Origin of the sequence: Sphingopyxis sp. LC81 (assembly GCF_000756375.1) — a bacterium.
GTDB lineage: Bacteria > Pseudomonadota > Alphaproteobacteria > Sphingomonadales > Sphingomonadaceae > Sphingopyxis.
In genome coordinates, this window is record NZ_JNFD01000002.1 from 133,379 (window position 1) to 147,718 (window position 14,340).

Here is a 14,340-nt window from a genome sequence, read left to right on the forward strand (position 1 = left end):
ACAAAGGAGGCCTAGGCGCGCATCATGCCAAGCAATCTCCCCCGTTTTCCCGCCCGATTGCGGCTTCTGCCGCTGCTCGCCGCGCTGCCCCTCCTGTCGGGCTGCGGGCTGGTCGTGCTCGATCCCGCCGGCGACGTCGCGCGCCAGCAGGGCGACCTGATCGTCCTGTCGACCGTGCTGATGCTGCTGATCATCGTGCCGGTGATGGGGCTGACGATCTTCTTCGCGTGGAAATATCGCGCGTCGAACAAGGAGGCGACGTACAAGCCCGATTGGGATCATTCGACGCAGCTCGAGCTGGTCATCTGGTCGGCGCCGCTCCTGATCATCATCTGCCTCGGCGCGGTGACGTGGGTCGCGACGCATTTGCTCGATCCCTATCGCCCGCTTGCGCGCACGGCGCCGGGCAAGCCCGTCGCGGCGGAAGTGAAGCCGCTCGACGTGCAGGTCGTCGCGCTCGACTGGAAATGGCTGTTCATCTATCCCGAACAGGGCGTCGCGACGGTCAACGAGCTGGCGCTGCCGGTGAACCGGCCGGTCCGTTTTCGCATCTCCTCCTCTTCGGTGATGAACAGCTTTTACGTGCCCGCGCTCGCGGGGCAGATTTACGCGATGCCGGGCATGGAAACGAAGCTGCACGGCGTGTTCGACAAGACCGGCGAGTTTGAGGGTTTTTCGGCCAATTATTCGGGCTGGGGCTTTTCGAACATGCGCTTTGCGGTGAAGAGCCTGCCCGCGGGCGAGTTCGACAAATGGGTCGCGACCGCCAAGGCTTCGGCCGAAGGCGACCTCAGCCGCGATACCTATCTGAAGCTCGAAAAGCCGACGCACAAGGAGCCGGTCCGCCGCTTCGCGGCGAGCGATCCACAGCTGTTCGACGCGGTCGTCAACATGTGCGTCGAGCCCGGCAAGATGTGCATGCACGACATGATGTCGCTCGACGCCGCGGGCGGCGCAGGCATCGCGGGGATCGGCAATGTCCGGCAGGTCACCTATGACAAGTTCGCCGCGCGCGGGACCGTCGACGCCGCGCGCTGGAGCATACGTTATGTCGCGGCCGCTTGCAGCTCGCCGGTGATGTCGAACGACCGCCCCGACGCGAAGCCGGTCGCACCGGCGATGCTGAAGGGCGAGGGGCTTCCGCATCCCGCCAAGCCCGAACGCACCGCGCTGAACGCGCCCGCCGCCACCCGCCCGATGTCCTGAACCGAGCCGAGATCCCCATGACCCCGCATCCCGCACCCGAAACCGGCCCGATCCTTGGCAAGCTGTCGCTCGAGGCGCTGCCGCTGCACGAGCCGATCCTTGTCGTCACCTTCATCGGCGTCGTCCTTGGCGGCATCGCCGTGCTCGGCCTGATCACCAAATTCCGCCTGTGGGGCTATTTGTGGACCGAGTGGTTCACCACCGTCGACCACAAGCGCATCGGGATCATGTACATGATCCTGGGGCTCATCATGTTCCTGCGCGGCTTTGCCGATGCGATCATGATGCGCATTCAGCAGGCGATGGCGTTCGGCGGGTCCGAAGGTTATCTGACCCCGCACCATTATGACCAGGTGTTCACCGCGCACGGCGTGATCATGATCTTCTTCGTCGCGATGCCGTTCATCACCGGGCTGATGAACTATGTCGTGCCGCTGCAGATCGGCGCGCGCGACGTCAGCTTCCCTTTCCTCAATAATTTCAGTTTCTGGATGACGACCGCGGGCGCGGTACTGACGATGATCTCGCTCTTCGTCGGCGAATATGCACAGACCGGCTGGCTGGCCTATCCGCCTTTGTCGGGCATCGCCTACAGCCCCAATGTCGGCGTCGACTATTATATCTGGGGCTTACAGATAGCCGGCGTCGGCACCACATTGTCGGGCATCAACCTGATCGTCACGATCCTGAAGCTGCGCGCGCCGGGCATGGGGCTGATGAAGATGCCCGTCTTCACCTGGACCTCGCTCTGCGCGAACATCCTGATCGTGGCGTCCTTCCCGATCCTGACCGCGACGCTCGTGCTGCTCACGCTCGACCGTTATGTCGGAACGAACTTCTTCACCAACGACCTCGGCGGATCGCCGATGATGTATGTGAACCTGATCTGGATCTGGGGGCACCCCGAGGTCTATATCCTCGTGTTGCCGCTGTTCGGTGTCTTCTCCGAAGTCACCTCGACCTTCTCGGGCAAGCGGCTCTTCGGTTACACCTCGATGGTCTATGCGACGATCTGCATCACGATCCTGTCGTACCTCGTCTGGCTGCACCATTTCTTCACCATGGGGTCGGGCGCGAGCGTCAACAGCTTCTTCGGCATCACGACCATGGTGATTTCGATCCCGACGGGGGCGAAGCTCTTCAACTGGCTGTTCACCATGTACCGCGGCCGGATCCGCTTCGAGCTGCCGATGATGTGGACGGTCGCCTTCATGCTGACTTTTGTCATCGGCGGCATGACCGGCGTGCTGCTCGCGGTGCCGCCCGCCGACTTCGTGCTCCACAACTCGCTGTTCCTGATCGCGCATTTCCATAACGTGATCATCGGCGGCGTATTGTTCGGCCTGTTCGCGGCGATCAACTATTGGTGGCCCAAGGCCTTCGGTTACAAGCTCGACGTGTTCTGGGGCAAGGTCAGCTTCTGGTGCTGGGTCGTCGGCTTCTGGGTCGCCTTCACGCCGCTCTATATCCTTGGCCTGATGGGCGTGACGCGGCGGATGCGCGTGTTCGACGACCCGAGCCTGCAGATCTGGTTCGTGATCGCGGGCATCGGCGCGCTGATCGTCGCCGCGGGCATCGGCGCCATGCTGGTCCAGTTCGCGGTGAGCATCTGGCGCCGCAAGGAGCTGCGCGACGAAACCGGCGGCGATCCGTGGGACGGCCGCACGCTCGAATGGGCGACCAGCTCGCCGCCGCCCGACTATAATTTCGCCTTCACGCCGGTGATCCACGACCTCGACGCATGGTACGACATGAAGAAGCGCGGGCACCAGCGGCCGGTGGACGGCTATCGCGACATCCACATGCCGAGCAACACCGGCACGGGGATCATCCTGTCGGGCTTCTGCCTCGTCATGGGTTTCGCGCTGGTCTGGCACATCTGGTGGCTCGTCGCGCTGAGCTTTGCCGCGACGATCGTCGGCGCGATCTATCACACCTTCAACTACAAGCGCGATTTCGATATCCCGGCGGCGACGGTCACCGCGGTCGAGGAAGCGCGCACCCGCCAGCTGGCGGCCGGAGCCTGATGCGATGAGTGCCAAGACGATAGCCGCCGACGCGCCCGTCCAGTTCTACGACCTCGACGAACATGCGCATCCCGAGGGGCACAGCACGATGCTGGGCTTCTGGATCTATCTGATGAGCGACTGCCTCATCTTTGCGATCCTCTTCGCCTGCTACGCCGTGCTCGGGGGCAGCTATGCCGCTGGCCCGGCGCCGAAGGATCTGTTCGACCTGAAGCTTATCGCGCTCAACACCGCGATGCTGCTCTTCTCGTCGATCACTTACGGCTTTGCGGTGCTGCAGATGCAGCAGGGCAAGGTACGGGGCGTGCAGATCTGGCTCGCGGTCACCGCGCTGTTCGGGCTCGCCTTCCTCGGGATCGAGCTTTACGAATTCCACCATCTGATCGAGATCGGCGCGACGCCACAGCGCAGCGCCTTCCTGTCGAGCTTCTTCACGCTCGTGGGCACGCACGGGCTGCATGTCACCTTCGGCATTATCTGGCTGGTGACCTTGATGTTCCAGCTGTCGAAGCACGGGCTGATCGCCGCGAACAAGCGCCGCGTGATGTGCCTCAGCATGTTCTGGCACTTCCTCGACGTCGTGTGGATCGGCGTCTTCACCTTTGTCTATCTGATGGGAGTGCTGCGATGAGCCGCGATCCGCACGCCACCGCCCACGCGCACGACGGTCCTCACGAGATCGAGATGCCGCACGCGTCGATGCGCGACTATGTCATCGGCTTTGTCCTGTCGGTGATCCTGACCGCCATCCCCTTCTGGCTGGTGATGACGATGCCATTGAGCGCCGGCGCGACGGGCGCGATCATCATGGGTTTTGCGGTCGTCCAGATCGTCGTTCACATGGTCTTTTTCCTTCATATGACGCCGAAGGCCGAGGGCGGCTGGTCGCTGACCTCGCTGATCTTCACCGTGATCGTCGTCGTGATCATGCTCGCGGGCTCGCTGTGGGTGATGCACCACCTCAACACCAATATGATGCCGATGCCGCACGAGCCGACGAGCCAGACGGCGAGTACGACGACGGGTCAGGTGCCGTGACACGCTCCCGCCGCGCGGCCTTTGCCGCGGCGGCGCTGATCGCGGCGATCGGCCTCGCGGCGCTCGGCGTCTGGCAGCTCGAACGGCGCGTGTGGAAGCATGAGCTGGTCGCGGCGGTCGAGGCGCGCATTCATGCGGCGCCGGTGGCTGCTCCGGGGCCGGGTGCGTGGGATGCGGTCGACGCAAAGGATGATGCCTATCGCCGCGTGACGGCAACCGGGCAGTTCAGGCATGATCGCGAGACGCTCGTTCAGGCGGTGACCGACCGCGGACCGGGCTTCTGGGTGTTAACCCCACTTGAAACGCCGGGGTTCACGCTGCTCGTCAATCGCGGTTTCGTTCCGAAGGACCGGCGCGAGGCGAAGACGCGGGCGGCGGGCAATGTCGCGGGGCCGGTGATGGTGATCGGGCTGCTGCGCGTCACCGAGCCCGGCGGCGCCTTCCTTCGCTCGAACGACGCGGCGGCGGACCGCTGGTTTTCGCGCGATGTCGCGGCGATCGCGAAGGCGAGGGGGCTCGGCAACACCGCCCCCTATTTCGTCGATGCCGACGCGAAGCCTAACCCCGGCGGCTATCCGGTCGGCGGGCTGACCATCGTGCGCTTTCCCGACAATCATCTGGTCTATGCGCTGACCTGGTTTGCGCTTTGTGCGCTCAGCCTCTTTTTTGCATGGCGGCTGTGGCGTATTCGCGATTGATGACCCGCCCGACCCTCCCGCCGACCACGCCTTCGAGGGCGCCCGCCGGTCGCCGCAACATGACGCTGCTGATCCAGCTGCGCTGGATCGCGGTCGGGGGCCAGCTCGCGACGATCGGGATCGTCAGCGGACCGATGGGCATCGCGCTGCCGCACGCGCCCCTGCTCGCCGCGATCATGGTGCTGATCGCGATCAACTTCGCGAGCATCGCCTTGCTCCGCCGCGGGCGTGCGGTGACCAATGCCGAGCTGACCGCGGTGCTGCTGTTCGACGTCGCGGCGCTCGGGTGGCAGCTGCATCATAGCGGCGGGCTCGCCAATCCCTTCGCCTCGCTGTTCCTGCTGCAGGTCGTGATCGGGGCTATCCTGCTCACCCCGCGCTCGTCATGGGCGATCGTCGTCGCGGCCTTGGCGGCGCTCGCGGCCTTGCGCGTCGATCCGACGCCGCTCGTGCTGCCGCCCGCCTATGCCGCCGATCCGATGGGGCTGTATCTGAAGGGCAGCTTCGTGTGCTTCCTGCTGATCGCGGTGCTGTTTGTCGCCTTTGTCACGCGGATCAACCGCAACCTGCGCGACAGCGACGCGGCGCTCGCGACGAGCCGCCAGCGCGCGGCCGAGGAAGACCATATCGTGCGGATGGGGCTGCTCGCGTCGGGCGCGGCGCACGAACTCGGGACGCCGCTGTCGACGCTGTCGGTGCTGATCGGGGACTGGAAGGCGGCGCCGCGGCTCGCGAAGGATCGCGAGATGCAGGAGGATCTCGCAGACATGGACGCGGCGGTGCAGCGCTGCAAGGCGATCGTCAGCGGCATTTTGATGTCGGCGGGCGAAGCGCGCGGCGAGGCGCCGCAACTGACGACGATGCGCGCCTCGTTCAACGAGATCGTCGCGCACACGCGTGCGGTGCGCCGCCCCGGCACGGTCGAATTCAACGACCGCTTCGGTGCCGATGTCGCGATCGTATCGGACCCCGCGCTGCGACAGGTGATCGGCAACGTGCTCGATAACGCGGCCGAGGTGTCGCCCGACTGGACGCGCTTCACGACGTCGCGTGACGGCGACATGCTGGTGATCGAGATCGCCGATCAAGGCCCGGGCTTCAGCCCGGAGATGCTGGAGAATTTCGGCCAGCCCTACCGCTCGACCAAGGGCCGCCCCGGCGGCGGGCTCGGCCTGTTCCTGCTCGTCAATGTGCTGCGTAAGCTTGGCGGTGGCGCGAGCGTGTCCAATCGCGACGTGGGCGGCGCGCTCGTCCGGATATTCCTGCCTATTTCGGCCCTGGCACGGCCCGATGGAGAGAAGGCATGACCGAGGTCGAGGATAGCGGGCGACGCTTGCTGATCGTCGAGGATGACGAAACCTTCGCGCGGACGCTGAAACGCTCGTTCGAGCGGCGCGGCTATGCGGTCGAGGTCGCGCATAGCCCGGAGGAGATGGATGCGCTGCTCACGGCGTTCCGGCCCGGCTATGCGGTCGTCGACCTGAAGCTGGGCGGCGCGTCGGGGCTCGCGTGCGTACAGACGCTGCGCGCGAGCGATGCGACGATGCGGATCGTCGTACTCACCGGCTTTGCGAGCATCGCGACCGCGGTCGAGGCGATCAAGCTCGGCGCCTCCTATTATCTCGCGAAGCCGTCGAACACCGACGACATCGAGGCGGCGTTCGACCGCGCCGAGGGCAATGCCGAAACGCCGGTGGGCGACCGCCAGTCGTCGATCAAGACCGTCGAGTGGGAGCATATCCACCAGATTTTGGTCGAGACCGATTTCAACATTTCGGAAACCGCGCGCCGGCTGGGGATGCACCGGCGCACGCTGGCGCGAAAGCTGGAGAAACGGCAGATTCGCTGAGCTGCGGCGCCGCTATTTCTTCTCGACCAGTTCGCGCAGCAGGAAGCCGTGGAGCATCGCGGCGCGCACCGCATCCTCGGCATGATCGGCGCCGACCGAGTGGCCGCCCTCGAGATATTCGTGATAATAGACGCGGTTGCCGTTCTCCATCAGCCGCGCGGCATATTTGCGTGCATGGCCGGGGTGGACGCGGTCGTCCTTGGTCGAGAGGTAGAGGAAGGTCGGCGGGTATTTCACGCCCTTGCGGATGTTCTGATAGGGCGAATATTTCGACAGGAACGCCCAATCCTCGGGCACGTCGGGATCGCCATATTCGGCAACCCACGAGGCGCCCGCGAGCATCTTGTCGTAGCGCCACATATCCTTGATCGGCGAGCCCGAGATTACCGCGCCATAGAGGTCGGGGCGCTGCGTCATCGCCGCGCCAACGAGCACGCCGCCGTTCGAGCGGCCCGAGATCGCGATCTTGCCCTTTGCGCTGACGCCGGTCCTGACCAGATCCTCGGCGACCGCGTGGAGGTCGTCGAAGCTCGCCTGACGCTTTTCGCGCAGCGCCGCCTGGTGCCAGGCGGGGCCATATTCGCCGCCGCCGCGGATGCCCGCGAGGACATAGGCGTTGCCATCCTCGACCCAGAACAGGCCGAGCGGGCCCGCGCGGTACGGCTGGCCGGTGAGATAGCCCGGCGTCTGCGCGGCGCGGAAGCCGCCATAGGCATGGATCAGCGCGGCAACCGGCGCCTCGCTGTCCGATTTCTTGCGAACGAGGAAATATGGAATTTTCGTGCCGTCTTTCGAGGTCGCGAAGCGCTTTTCGACGAGCATTTCCTTCGCATCGAAGGTCGCGGGCAGGCTCTGCACCGCTTGCGGTGCGCCGGTTTCGCCGACGGCGTAGAGCGTCGGCGGCATCAGCATCGTCTCGGCGGTGGCAAGGACGGTATCGCGCTTGCCGATCGTCCCGGCGATGGTCACGGTCGCCTTGTCGGCGAGCGCGACCTCCTTCTGGCTCCATTGGCCGCTCGCGGGATCGCGGCGGAGCGCGAACAGCTTGCCCTCGACATCGTCGAGCGCCTTGACCCACAGGATATTGTCGGTCGCCGAGACATTTTCGATCGCTTGTGCCTTTGTCGGGGTCATCGCGGTGACGATCGGCACCTGCCGGTCGGCGGACATGTCGGCGAGCGACAAGGAGACGAGCGAACCCGCGGGGATATTCGCCCAATCCTTGTTGAGGAAGATGATGAGCTGTCCGTCGACGACGTCGCGTACACTCGCCGTGTCGGGAACGATCGTCGAGATATAGCGCGAGCCGTCGATGTTCGGCAGCTTGATGTCGGCGGTGTAGAAGGTCTTGCCGCGGCTGATCATCGGCCAGCGCTTGTCGCCGTCGGTGAAGGCGAAGACGTTCATGCCGACGTCCTCATGCTCGCCCTCGGCGACGGTTTCGGCCGACGCGAGCGGCGTGCCGCGTTTCCAGCGCTTGACGATGCGCGGATAGCCCGACGCGGTCATGCTGCCCGCGCCATAATCGGTCGCGACGAGCAGGGTGTCGGCATTTTCCCACGTCACGCTGCTCTTCGCCTGCGGCAGCGTGAAGCCGTCGCTCACGAAGCTTTTGGTCGTGCGGTCCCATTCGCGGACGACGTCGGCGTCGGTGCCGCCGGGGCTCAGCGACACGAGGCAGCGCTTGTAATCGGGGGCGAGGCAGTCGGCGCCGTGCCATACCCAGCTCTGCTTTTCGGCCTTGCCGAGCGCGTCGACGTCGATCAGCGTCGTCCAGACGGGCTTGCCGGCAAGGTAGGCGTCGAGCGGGCTTTGGCGCCAGATGCCGCGGGGATTGTTGGCGTCGCGCCAGAAATTGGTGATGGTTTCGCCCATGACCTCGCCGGGCATCGCGATCTGGCGGTCGTCGTCGAGGATTTCGCGCGCGCGCTTGCGGTCGGCCTCGAAGCCCGGGCGGCCGGTGATCAGCCTGTCGGTTGCCGCATTTTCCTTTTTGACCCAGTCGAGTGCCTTTGTGCCCTCAATATCCTCAAGCCAGAGGTACGGGTCCTTGTCTTGCGGCGCGGCGGTGGCGACGGCGGTGATCGAACAGCTGAGGGCAAGCGCGGCAAGGCTGGCGCGGATCATTCGGAAAGTCTCCCCTGGGGTGTGGAGGCGCTGTGCTAGCAGCATTAGACACCCCAAGGGAAGGAGGCGACGCGCCTATTGGTCGATGATGATCGTGCCCGGGTGATGCTTGTCGAGATGCTTCTTGATGATCTTGAGATTGCGCGTGTTCGAGCGGAAGAAAAAGTCGAACGCGTCGCCGACGAGCGGGATCGCGCCGAGCGCGGTGTCGACGCCGAGATTGCCGACCATGCGCCAGATCTTCCACTTCGGCATGCCGAGGTTGCGCGCTTCCCAGATCAGATAGGCGCCCATCGTCGCGGCGATCACGTCGCCGACGACGGGGACGAGGCCGACGATCGCGTCGAGGCCGACGGGGCGGTTGATGCCGGGGATGATAAAGCTGCGTTCGAGCAGGACTTCGAGCGTCTCGACGCGCTTGCGGAGCGCGGCGGGGTCGTTGCGATTGGAAATCAGCGCGTCGAAGATCGCGTCGGGATTGGGCGTCGAAGGGGCCATCGGGGTCCTTTCACAAGCGCTCGAAGTTGCAGCGCCACTGTATTAGTTAGGTAAGGCGATCACATGATTCAATGGGTGTTGCGCGCGGCCGTTCGCGCGGAGGCCCGTCAGGCGCTGCGACGCGACCGACCAGCGGAGCGGCGTCGCGAGCGGAATGAAGGGGGCATAGCGCCGCAGCACCGCCTCGGCCTCGCTCACCTGCACCCGGCGCTGGCCGGCGTCGATATTCGCCGTCGCCTGGTCGATCAGTTCCTGCGCCTCGCGGTTGCAGAGCGTGTCGCGGCGGCACGACAGGCGGCGCAGCGCCCATAGCGCGTCGTCGTTCGGCGCGACTTCGTCGATCAGGCGGAGGTCGGCGGTCGACGCCATCGGGACACGCTGGCTCGGCACCCCGATCGCTTTGAAATCGGCGGAGACATAGGCGAAGAGGATGCGCCCGCCGGGTGTGTCGGGGACGGCGATGCGCAGCGGCTCGATCGCGCGCCCGGCGCCGCGCCAGGCATCGACCACGCGCTTCGCCTGTGCGAGGCGCGACGCCTCGTCATATTCGGCCCAAGTGGGGACGAGCGGCGCGGGGCCGCCATCGCGCGCATAGAGTGAGGGACGAAGCGTGACCTGCGGCTGCCATTCGGAGAGCCCGAACGCCTCGATCAGCCGCTCGCGCCGGATCGCGCGGACGAGCGCGTCGCGGTTGGCGTCGACCGCGAGGAAACCCTCGGCGCGGACGAACGACAGGCCGAACAGGCCGGGGACCGGATCGACGACGAGGCGCGAACGGCCGATGTTCGAGGCGGCGAAATAGGGCAGGGTCGAAAAACGGCCGCCGATGACGCCATCGGCATAGCCGTTCTTGAACCGCGCGAGCGCGCCCGCGGGCGATGTGCCAACCAGCTCGATCGACGCGGCGGGGTCGTTCGCGGCGGCTTCGGCCGCCTCGGGATCCTCGGCGAGCGGATCGGGGACGGGCGAGAGCAGCACCGCGCGGCCGATTCTGCGCGCGCGCATCGGTCCCCAGCCCATGCCCTTGTTGACGATCGCCATCGAGGGCTGCGCGAGCAGTTCGAGGATCGCGGGCTGCGGCACCGAAAGGCGGATTTCGATCACGGTGTCGGTCATCGCCTTGATCGTCTCGACCTCGGGAAAGTCATTTTTCAGGACGTGGCGGCTGGCGGGGGCCAGATAGGAGCGCAGGATCGCGGCGACATCCTCGGCCGTGACCTTGCGCCCGTTGGTCCATTTGGCTTCGCGAAGGCGGAAGATATAGCTCCGCCCATCGGTGGTGACGGTCCAGCGATCGGCGAGGCCGGTGTCGATCTGACCCTCGCCGTCATAGCGGACCAGCCCCTGCGAGGTCGCGTCGAGGAGCGCGGCATTGGCGGACGACAGCTCGCCGCCAAGCGGCGTTGCCGCGGGGTTGAGCGCGCCGATGGCAGCGATCTTGACCGGGCCGCGCTCGCCGAACAGGCCACAGCTCGCGAGGGCAAGAGCGAGCAGCGCTGTCGCGCCCACGCGCGAGCCGATGCCTCTTGCCCTCATTTTCCGGTCATCTCCCTTTCCGATCCGCGCCGCCGATCATAGCCATCCGTGCCGAAAGCGGAATAGGCGGCGCCGATTGAATCGATCAGTCGGCGGGACTGGACGCCGGATAGGTGATCGCGGCGTCGCCATAGGCGCCGGCGAGCTTGCCGCCCTTGGCATAATCGATCAGCAGACGAAAATAGTCCGGGGTGAAACGGGTCGAAAGGCGCTGACCGTCGGGCGCCGTCTCAAACTCGGTCATTCCATGCTCGGCCTTGGGGAAGACGGCGAGGGTGATCGGCTGTCCGGCGGCGATCAGCGTGCCGATGCGCCGCGAGGTTTCACCCACCGGGGCATCGATGTCCATCCCGCCCAGCGCCCAAAGCTGTGGCACCTTCACCGCGCGCAGCGTCGGCATCGGGTCGTAGTGGACGGGCGTGCCGAAGTTATAGGCCTGTCCCTTCGTCCGGATGTCATCCGCAGTCATGCCAAGGGCGAGATGGGTGTAGTTGCCATAAACATCCTTGAACCAGGGTTCGCCGCGATAACGGGCGCGCACGGCGTCAAATTCGTCGATCCCGTCGACCATGCCGCTGGCGAATATCCGCGTCACGGCGGCGCCGAGTTCCTGCGCTTTGGCGATGACGTCGGGGCCATAGCCTTTGAGGCCCATCTGGAATGCGATCGCCTCGCGATCCTCGTCGGCGACCGATACCGCGAGGCCGAAGCTGACGATCAGGAAGTCGACATTCGAACGGTTGGCGGCAAGCGGTGCGATCCAGCCGCCCTGGCTCGGCCCCTGGAACCCGAAGCGGTTACCCCGCGGTCCCGCCAGTCGGCGCGCCTCGGCGAGCGCCGCGACGGCGTCGTCGGCGAGGAGCGAAAAGTCCTGCGTATATTTGTCGCCCGATTTGCCGGTGCCGCGCTTGTCGTAAACAAAGGCACCGACGCCGGCGGCGGGAAGGATGCGCTGGAGCGAGTTGAAGTCGCGTGCCGAATCGAACTCGCCGCCATGCAGCAACACCACGATCGGAACGGGGTCATCGCCCGGCGGCAGGACAAGGCGTCCGACGAGCGTCGCGCCATGGCTGGTGAAACTCGTTTCGTGCTTTTCGAGGGCGATGCGCCGGGCGGTGCGGTCGCCGAACTGGACGCTGTCCGCCGCGCAGTCGAAGCGAACCTGCATCCCGTCGGGGCGTCCGGTCCAGCCGAGCGTGCTCGCCCAATGGTCGCCTTCGCGTTTCAGTTCGCCGGTTTTGCCGTCGAGGTTGCGCCAGCGCAGCGACGCTTCACCCGCCGTCGCGACGTCGATCAGGCCTCCGTCGGCGAGGCGATATGTCCCGAGAGCGCATTCGGAATCGACGGCGGCCGCGGCCGGGTTGGTCAAGCCCATGGCAGCCAGCGCAGCGACGGTCGCACCGCGCATCCACTTGATTTTCAATTTTTTCCGTCGCCCCACCGTGAACATGCGCATTTTCTCCATTGATGGTGCGGACGGCGGGACTTGAACCCGCATACCCAGAGGATGGCAGATTTTAAGTCTGCTGCGTCTACCGATTTCGCCACGTCCGCATGATGTGGAGGGTCAAGCCGATGGGTTCATGGAGGTCAAGCGATGTTTGGCGCTTCCCGTGCCCGGACGGCTCGGCTAGACCCATGTAATGACAGCAGTCCTCGAAATTTCCGGCCTCGGAAAAACATATAAGAGCGGTCACACAGCATTAAGCGATGTCGACCTTTCCATCAACAAGGGCGAGATTTTCGCGCTGCTCGGGCCGAACGGCGCGGGCAAGACGACGCTGATCAGCATCGTCTGCGGGATCGTGACGGCGAGCGCGGGAACGGTGACGGTCGGCGGGCACGACCATGCGCAGGGCTATCGCGCGGCGCGGACGATGATCGGGCTGGTGCCGCAGGAATTGCACACCGACGCGTTCGAAACGGTGATGGCGACGGTGAGTTTCTCGCGCGGGCTGTTTGGCAAGCCGCGCAACCCCGCGTTTATCGAGCAGCTGCTGCGCGACCTGTCCTTGTGGGACAAGCGCGATTCGAAGATCATGGAATTGTCGGGAGGCATGAAGCGCCGCGTGATGATCGCCAAGGCGCTCAGCCACGAGCCCGAAATCCTGTTCCTCGACGAACCGACCGCGGGGGTCGACGTCGAGCTGCGCCGCGACATGTGGAACATGGTACGAGGCCTTCGCGAGCGCGGCGTCACCATCATCCTCACCACCCATTATATCGAGGAGGCCGAGGAAATGGCCGACCGGGTGGGGGTGATCACCGGCGGGCGGTTGATCCTGGTCGAGCAGAAGGATGCGCTGATCAAGAAGCTGGGACGCAAGACGCTGACGCTCAATCTGGCCGACCAACTGGAGGCGGTGCCCGCCGAACTTGCCGACTGGAAACTTGCGCTCGCGGGCGATGGGCACGAGCTCGTGTACGAGTTCGACAGCCAGGCCGAGGCGACCGGCGTGCCCTCGCTGCTGCGGCGGATGACCGACATCGGGGTCCAGTTCAAGGATCTGCACACGCGGCAAAGCTCGCTCGAGGATATTTTCGTCGGGCTGGTGCACGAATCGAACGGCGCAAAGGGAGAAGCCGCATGACCGCGAACTGGCGCGGCGTGCGCGCGATCTACGCCTTTGAAATGGCGCGCTTCGGGCGCACCTTCTGGACCAGCCTGATGCTGCCGGTGATCACCACGGCACTCTATTTCGTCGTGTTCGGATCGGCGATCGGCAGCCGGATGACCGAGGTCAGCAACGTCCCCTATGGCGCGTTCATCGTGCCCGGGCTGATGATGCTGACGATGTTCACCGAAAGCATCAGCAACGCCTCGTTCGGCATCTATATGCCCAAATGGACGGGGACGATTTACGAAATGCTGTCGGCGCCGCTGTCGCCGCTGGAAACGGTGATCGCCTATGTCGGCGCGGCGGCGACGAAGTCGGTGATCATCGGGTCGATCATCTTCGCGACCGCGCACCTGTTCGTCGATGTGCAGGTCGCGCACCCGCTGTTGATGGCGGCGTTCATGATCCTGATGGCGGTGACCTTCTGCCTGTTCGGCTTCATCATCGGCATCTGGGCGCAGAGCTTCGAGCAGCTTCAGGTGATCCCGATGCTCGTCATCTATCCGCTGACCTTTTTGGGCGGCGCGTTCTACTCGCTCGACATGCTGCCCGCGGCGTGGCGGACGGTCACGCTGTTCAACCCCGTCGTTTACCTGATCAGCGGGTTCCGCTGGACCTTCTTCGGCAAGGGCGATGTCGGGATCGAAGTCAGCATGGGCGCGGTGACGCTCTTCCTAGCGCTATGCCTGGGCGTCATCTTCTGGATGTTCCGCACCGGATACCGGCTCAAGAACTGAGCGGAT

At 65.2% G+C, this 14,340-nt stretch carries 13 protein-coding genes and 1 tRNA gene; 9 read left to right on the forward strand and 5 right to left on the reverse strand.

All coding sequences use genetic code 11. The annotated features are described in order from the left end of the window. Positions 1–24 precede the first annotated feature (24 nt). The 7 genes from cyoA to FG91_RS02460 are packed head-to-tail and all read left to right on the forward strand — an operon-like array spanning position 25 to position 6,818. Positions 25–1,206, forward strand: a complete 1,182-nt coding sequence (cyoA, locus tag FG91_RS02430; RefSeq protein WP_037511427.1) for a ubiquinol oxidase subunit II — start codon at positions 25–27, stop codon at positions 1,204–1,206. Between the two features lie 17 nt (positions 1,207–1,223). Next, entirely contained in the window at positions 1,224–3,233 is a 2,010-nt protein-coding gene (gene cyoB / locus FG91_RS02435) for a cytochrome o ubiquinol oxidase subunit I (protein WP_037511428.1), read from the forward strand. A gap of 4 nt (positions 3,234–3,237) precedes the next feature. Continuing rightward, positions 3,238–3,864 (forward strand): cytochrome o ubiquinol oxidase subunit III, encoded by a 627-nt coding sequence (cyoC, locus tag FG91_RS02440; RefSeq protein WP_037511430.1) that lies wholly within the window; start codon positions 3,238–3,240, stop codon positions 3,862–3,864. After that, the gene (gene cyoD, locus FG91_RS02445) at positions 3,861–4,271 is read left to right on the forward strand and encodes a cytochrome o ubiquinol oxidase subunit IV (protein WP_037511432.1); all 411 of its coding nucleotides are present in this window, start codon (positions 3,861–3,863) and stop codon (positions 4,269–4,271) included. The genes cyoC and cyoD overlap by 4 nt, the downstream gene beginning before the upstream one ends. Further along, a complete protein-coding gene (locus FG91_RS02450) occupies positions 4,268–4,969 on the forward strand; it encodes an SURF1 family protein (protein WP_037511434.1) in 702 nt (233 codons plus the stop codon). Before cyoD ends, FG91_RS02450 begins: the two co-directional genes overlap by 4 nt. Then, complete coding sequence (locus FG91_RS02455) at positions 4,969–6,276, forward strand: ATP-binding protein (protein ID WP_037511437.1); 1,308 nt, start codon at positions 4,969–4,971, stop codon at positions 6,274–6,276. Before FG91_RS02450 ends, FG91_RS02455 begins: the two co-directional genes overlap by 1 nt. Then, the gene (locus FG91_RS02460; protein WP_037511440.1) at positions 6,273–6,818 is read left to right on the forward strand and encodes a response regulator transcription factor; all 546 of its coding nucleotides are present in this window, start codon (positions 6,273–6,275) and stop codon (positions 6,816–6,818) included. The genes FG91_RS02455 and FG91_RS02460 overlap by 4 nt, the downstream gene beginning before the upstream one ends. 12 nt (positions 6,819–6,830) lie before the next feature. Here FG91_RS02460 and FG91_RS02465 read toward each other — a convergent pair whose 3' ends face one another. From FG91_RS02465 to FG91_RS02485, 5 genes are all read right to left on the reverse strand, one after another. Then, the gene (locus tag FG91_RS02465) at positions 6,831–8,945 is read right to left on the reverse strand and encodes a prolyl oligopeptidase family serine peptidase (protein ID WP_037511443.1); all 2,115 of its coding nucleotides are present in this window, start codon (positions 8,943–8,945) and stop codon (positions 6,831–6,833) included. A 75-nt stretch (positions 8,946–9,020) separates the two neighbouring features. Then, positions 9,021–9,443 (reverse strand): DUF4112 domain-containing protein, encoded by a 423-nt coding sequence (locus FG91_RS02470; protein ID WP_037511446.1) that lies wholly within the window; start codon positions 9,441–9,443, stop codon positions 9,021–9,023. Between the two features lie 42 nt (positions 9,444–9,485). Next, on the reverse strand, positions 9,486–10,979 hold the full coding sequence (locus FG91_RS02475) for an ABC transporter substrate-binding protein (RefSeq protein ID WP_037511449.1): 1,494 nt from the start codon (positions 10,977–10,979) through the stop codon (positions 9,486–9,488). An 85-nt stretch (positions 10,980–11,064) separates the two neighbouring features. After that, positions 11,065–12,402 carry an alpha/beta hydrolase family protein gene (locus tag FG91_RS02480; RefSeq protein ID WP_200878385.1) on the reverse strand — a complete coding sequence of 446 codons (1,338 nt, stop codon included), beginning with the start codon at positions 12,400–12,402 and terminating at the stop codon, positions 11,065–11,067. A gap of 45 nt (positions 12,403–12,447) precedes the next feature. After that, positions 12,448–12,533: transfer RNA gene (locus FG91_RS02485), tRNA-Leu, on the reverse strand. Between the two features lie 89 nt (positions 12,534–12,622). Between FG91_RS02485 and FG91_RS02490 the strand changes: the two genes are divergently transcribed. Together FG91_RS02490 and FG91_RS02495 are read left to right on the forward strand one after the other, a co-directional pair. Next, positions 12,623–13,570 carry an ABC transporter ATP-binding protein gene (locus FG91_RS02490; protein WP_037511453.1) on the forward strand — a complete coding sequence of 316 codons (948 nt, stop codon included), beginning with the start codon at positions 12,623–12,625 and terminating at the stop codon, positions 13,568–13,570. After that, positions 13,567–14,334: an ABC transporter permease gene (locus FG91_RS02495; protein WP_037511456.1), complete on the forward strand. Its 768-nt coding sequence runs from the start codon at positions 13,567–13,569 to the stop codon at positions 14,332–14,334. The genes FG91_RS02490 and FG91_RS02495 overlap by 4 nt, the downstream gene beginning before the upstream one ends. The last annotated feature ends 6 nt before the right edge of the window (positions 14,335–14,340 follow it).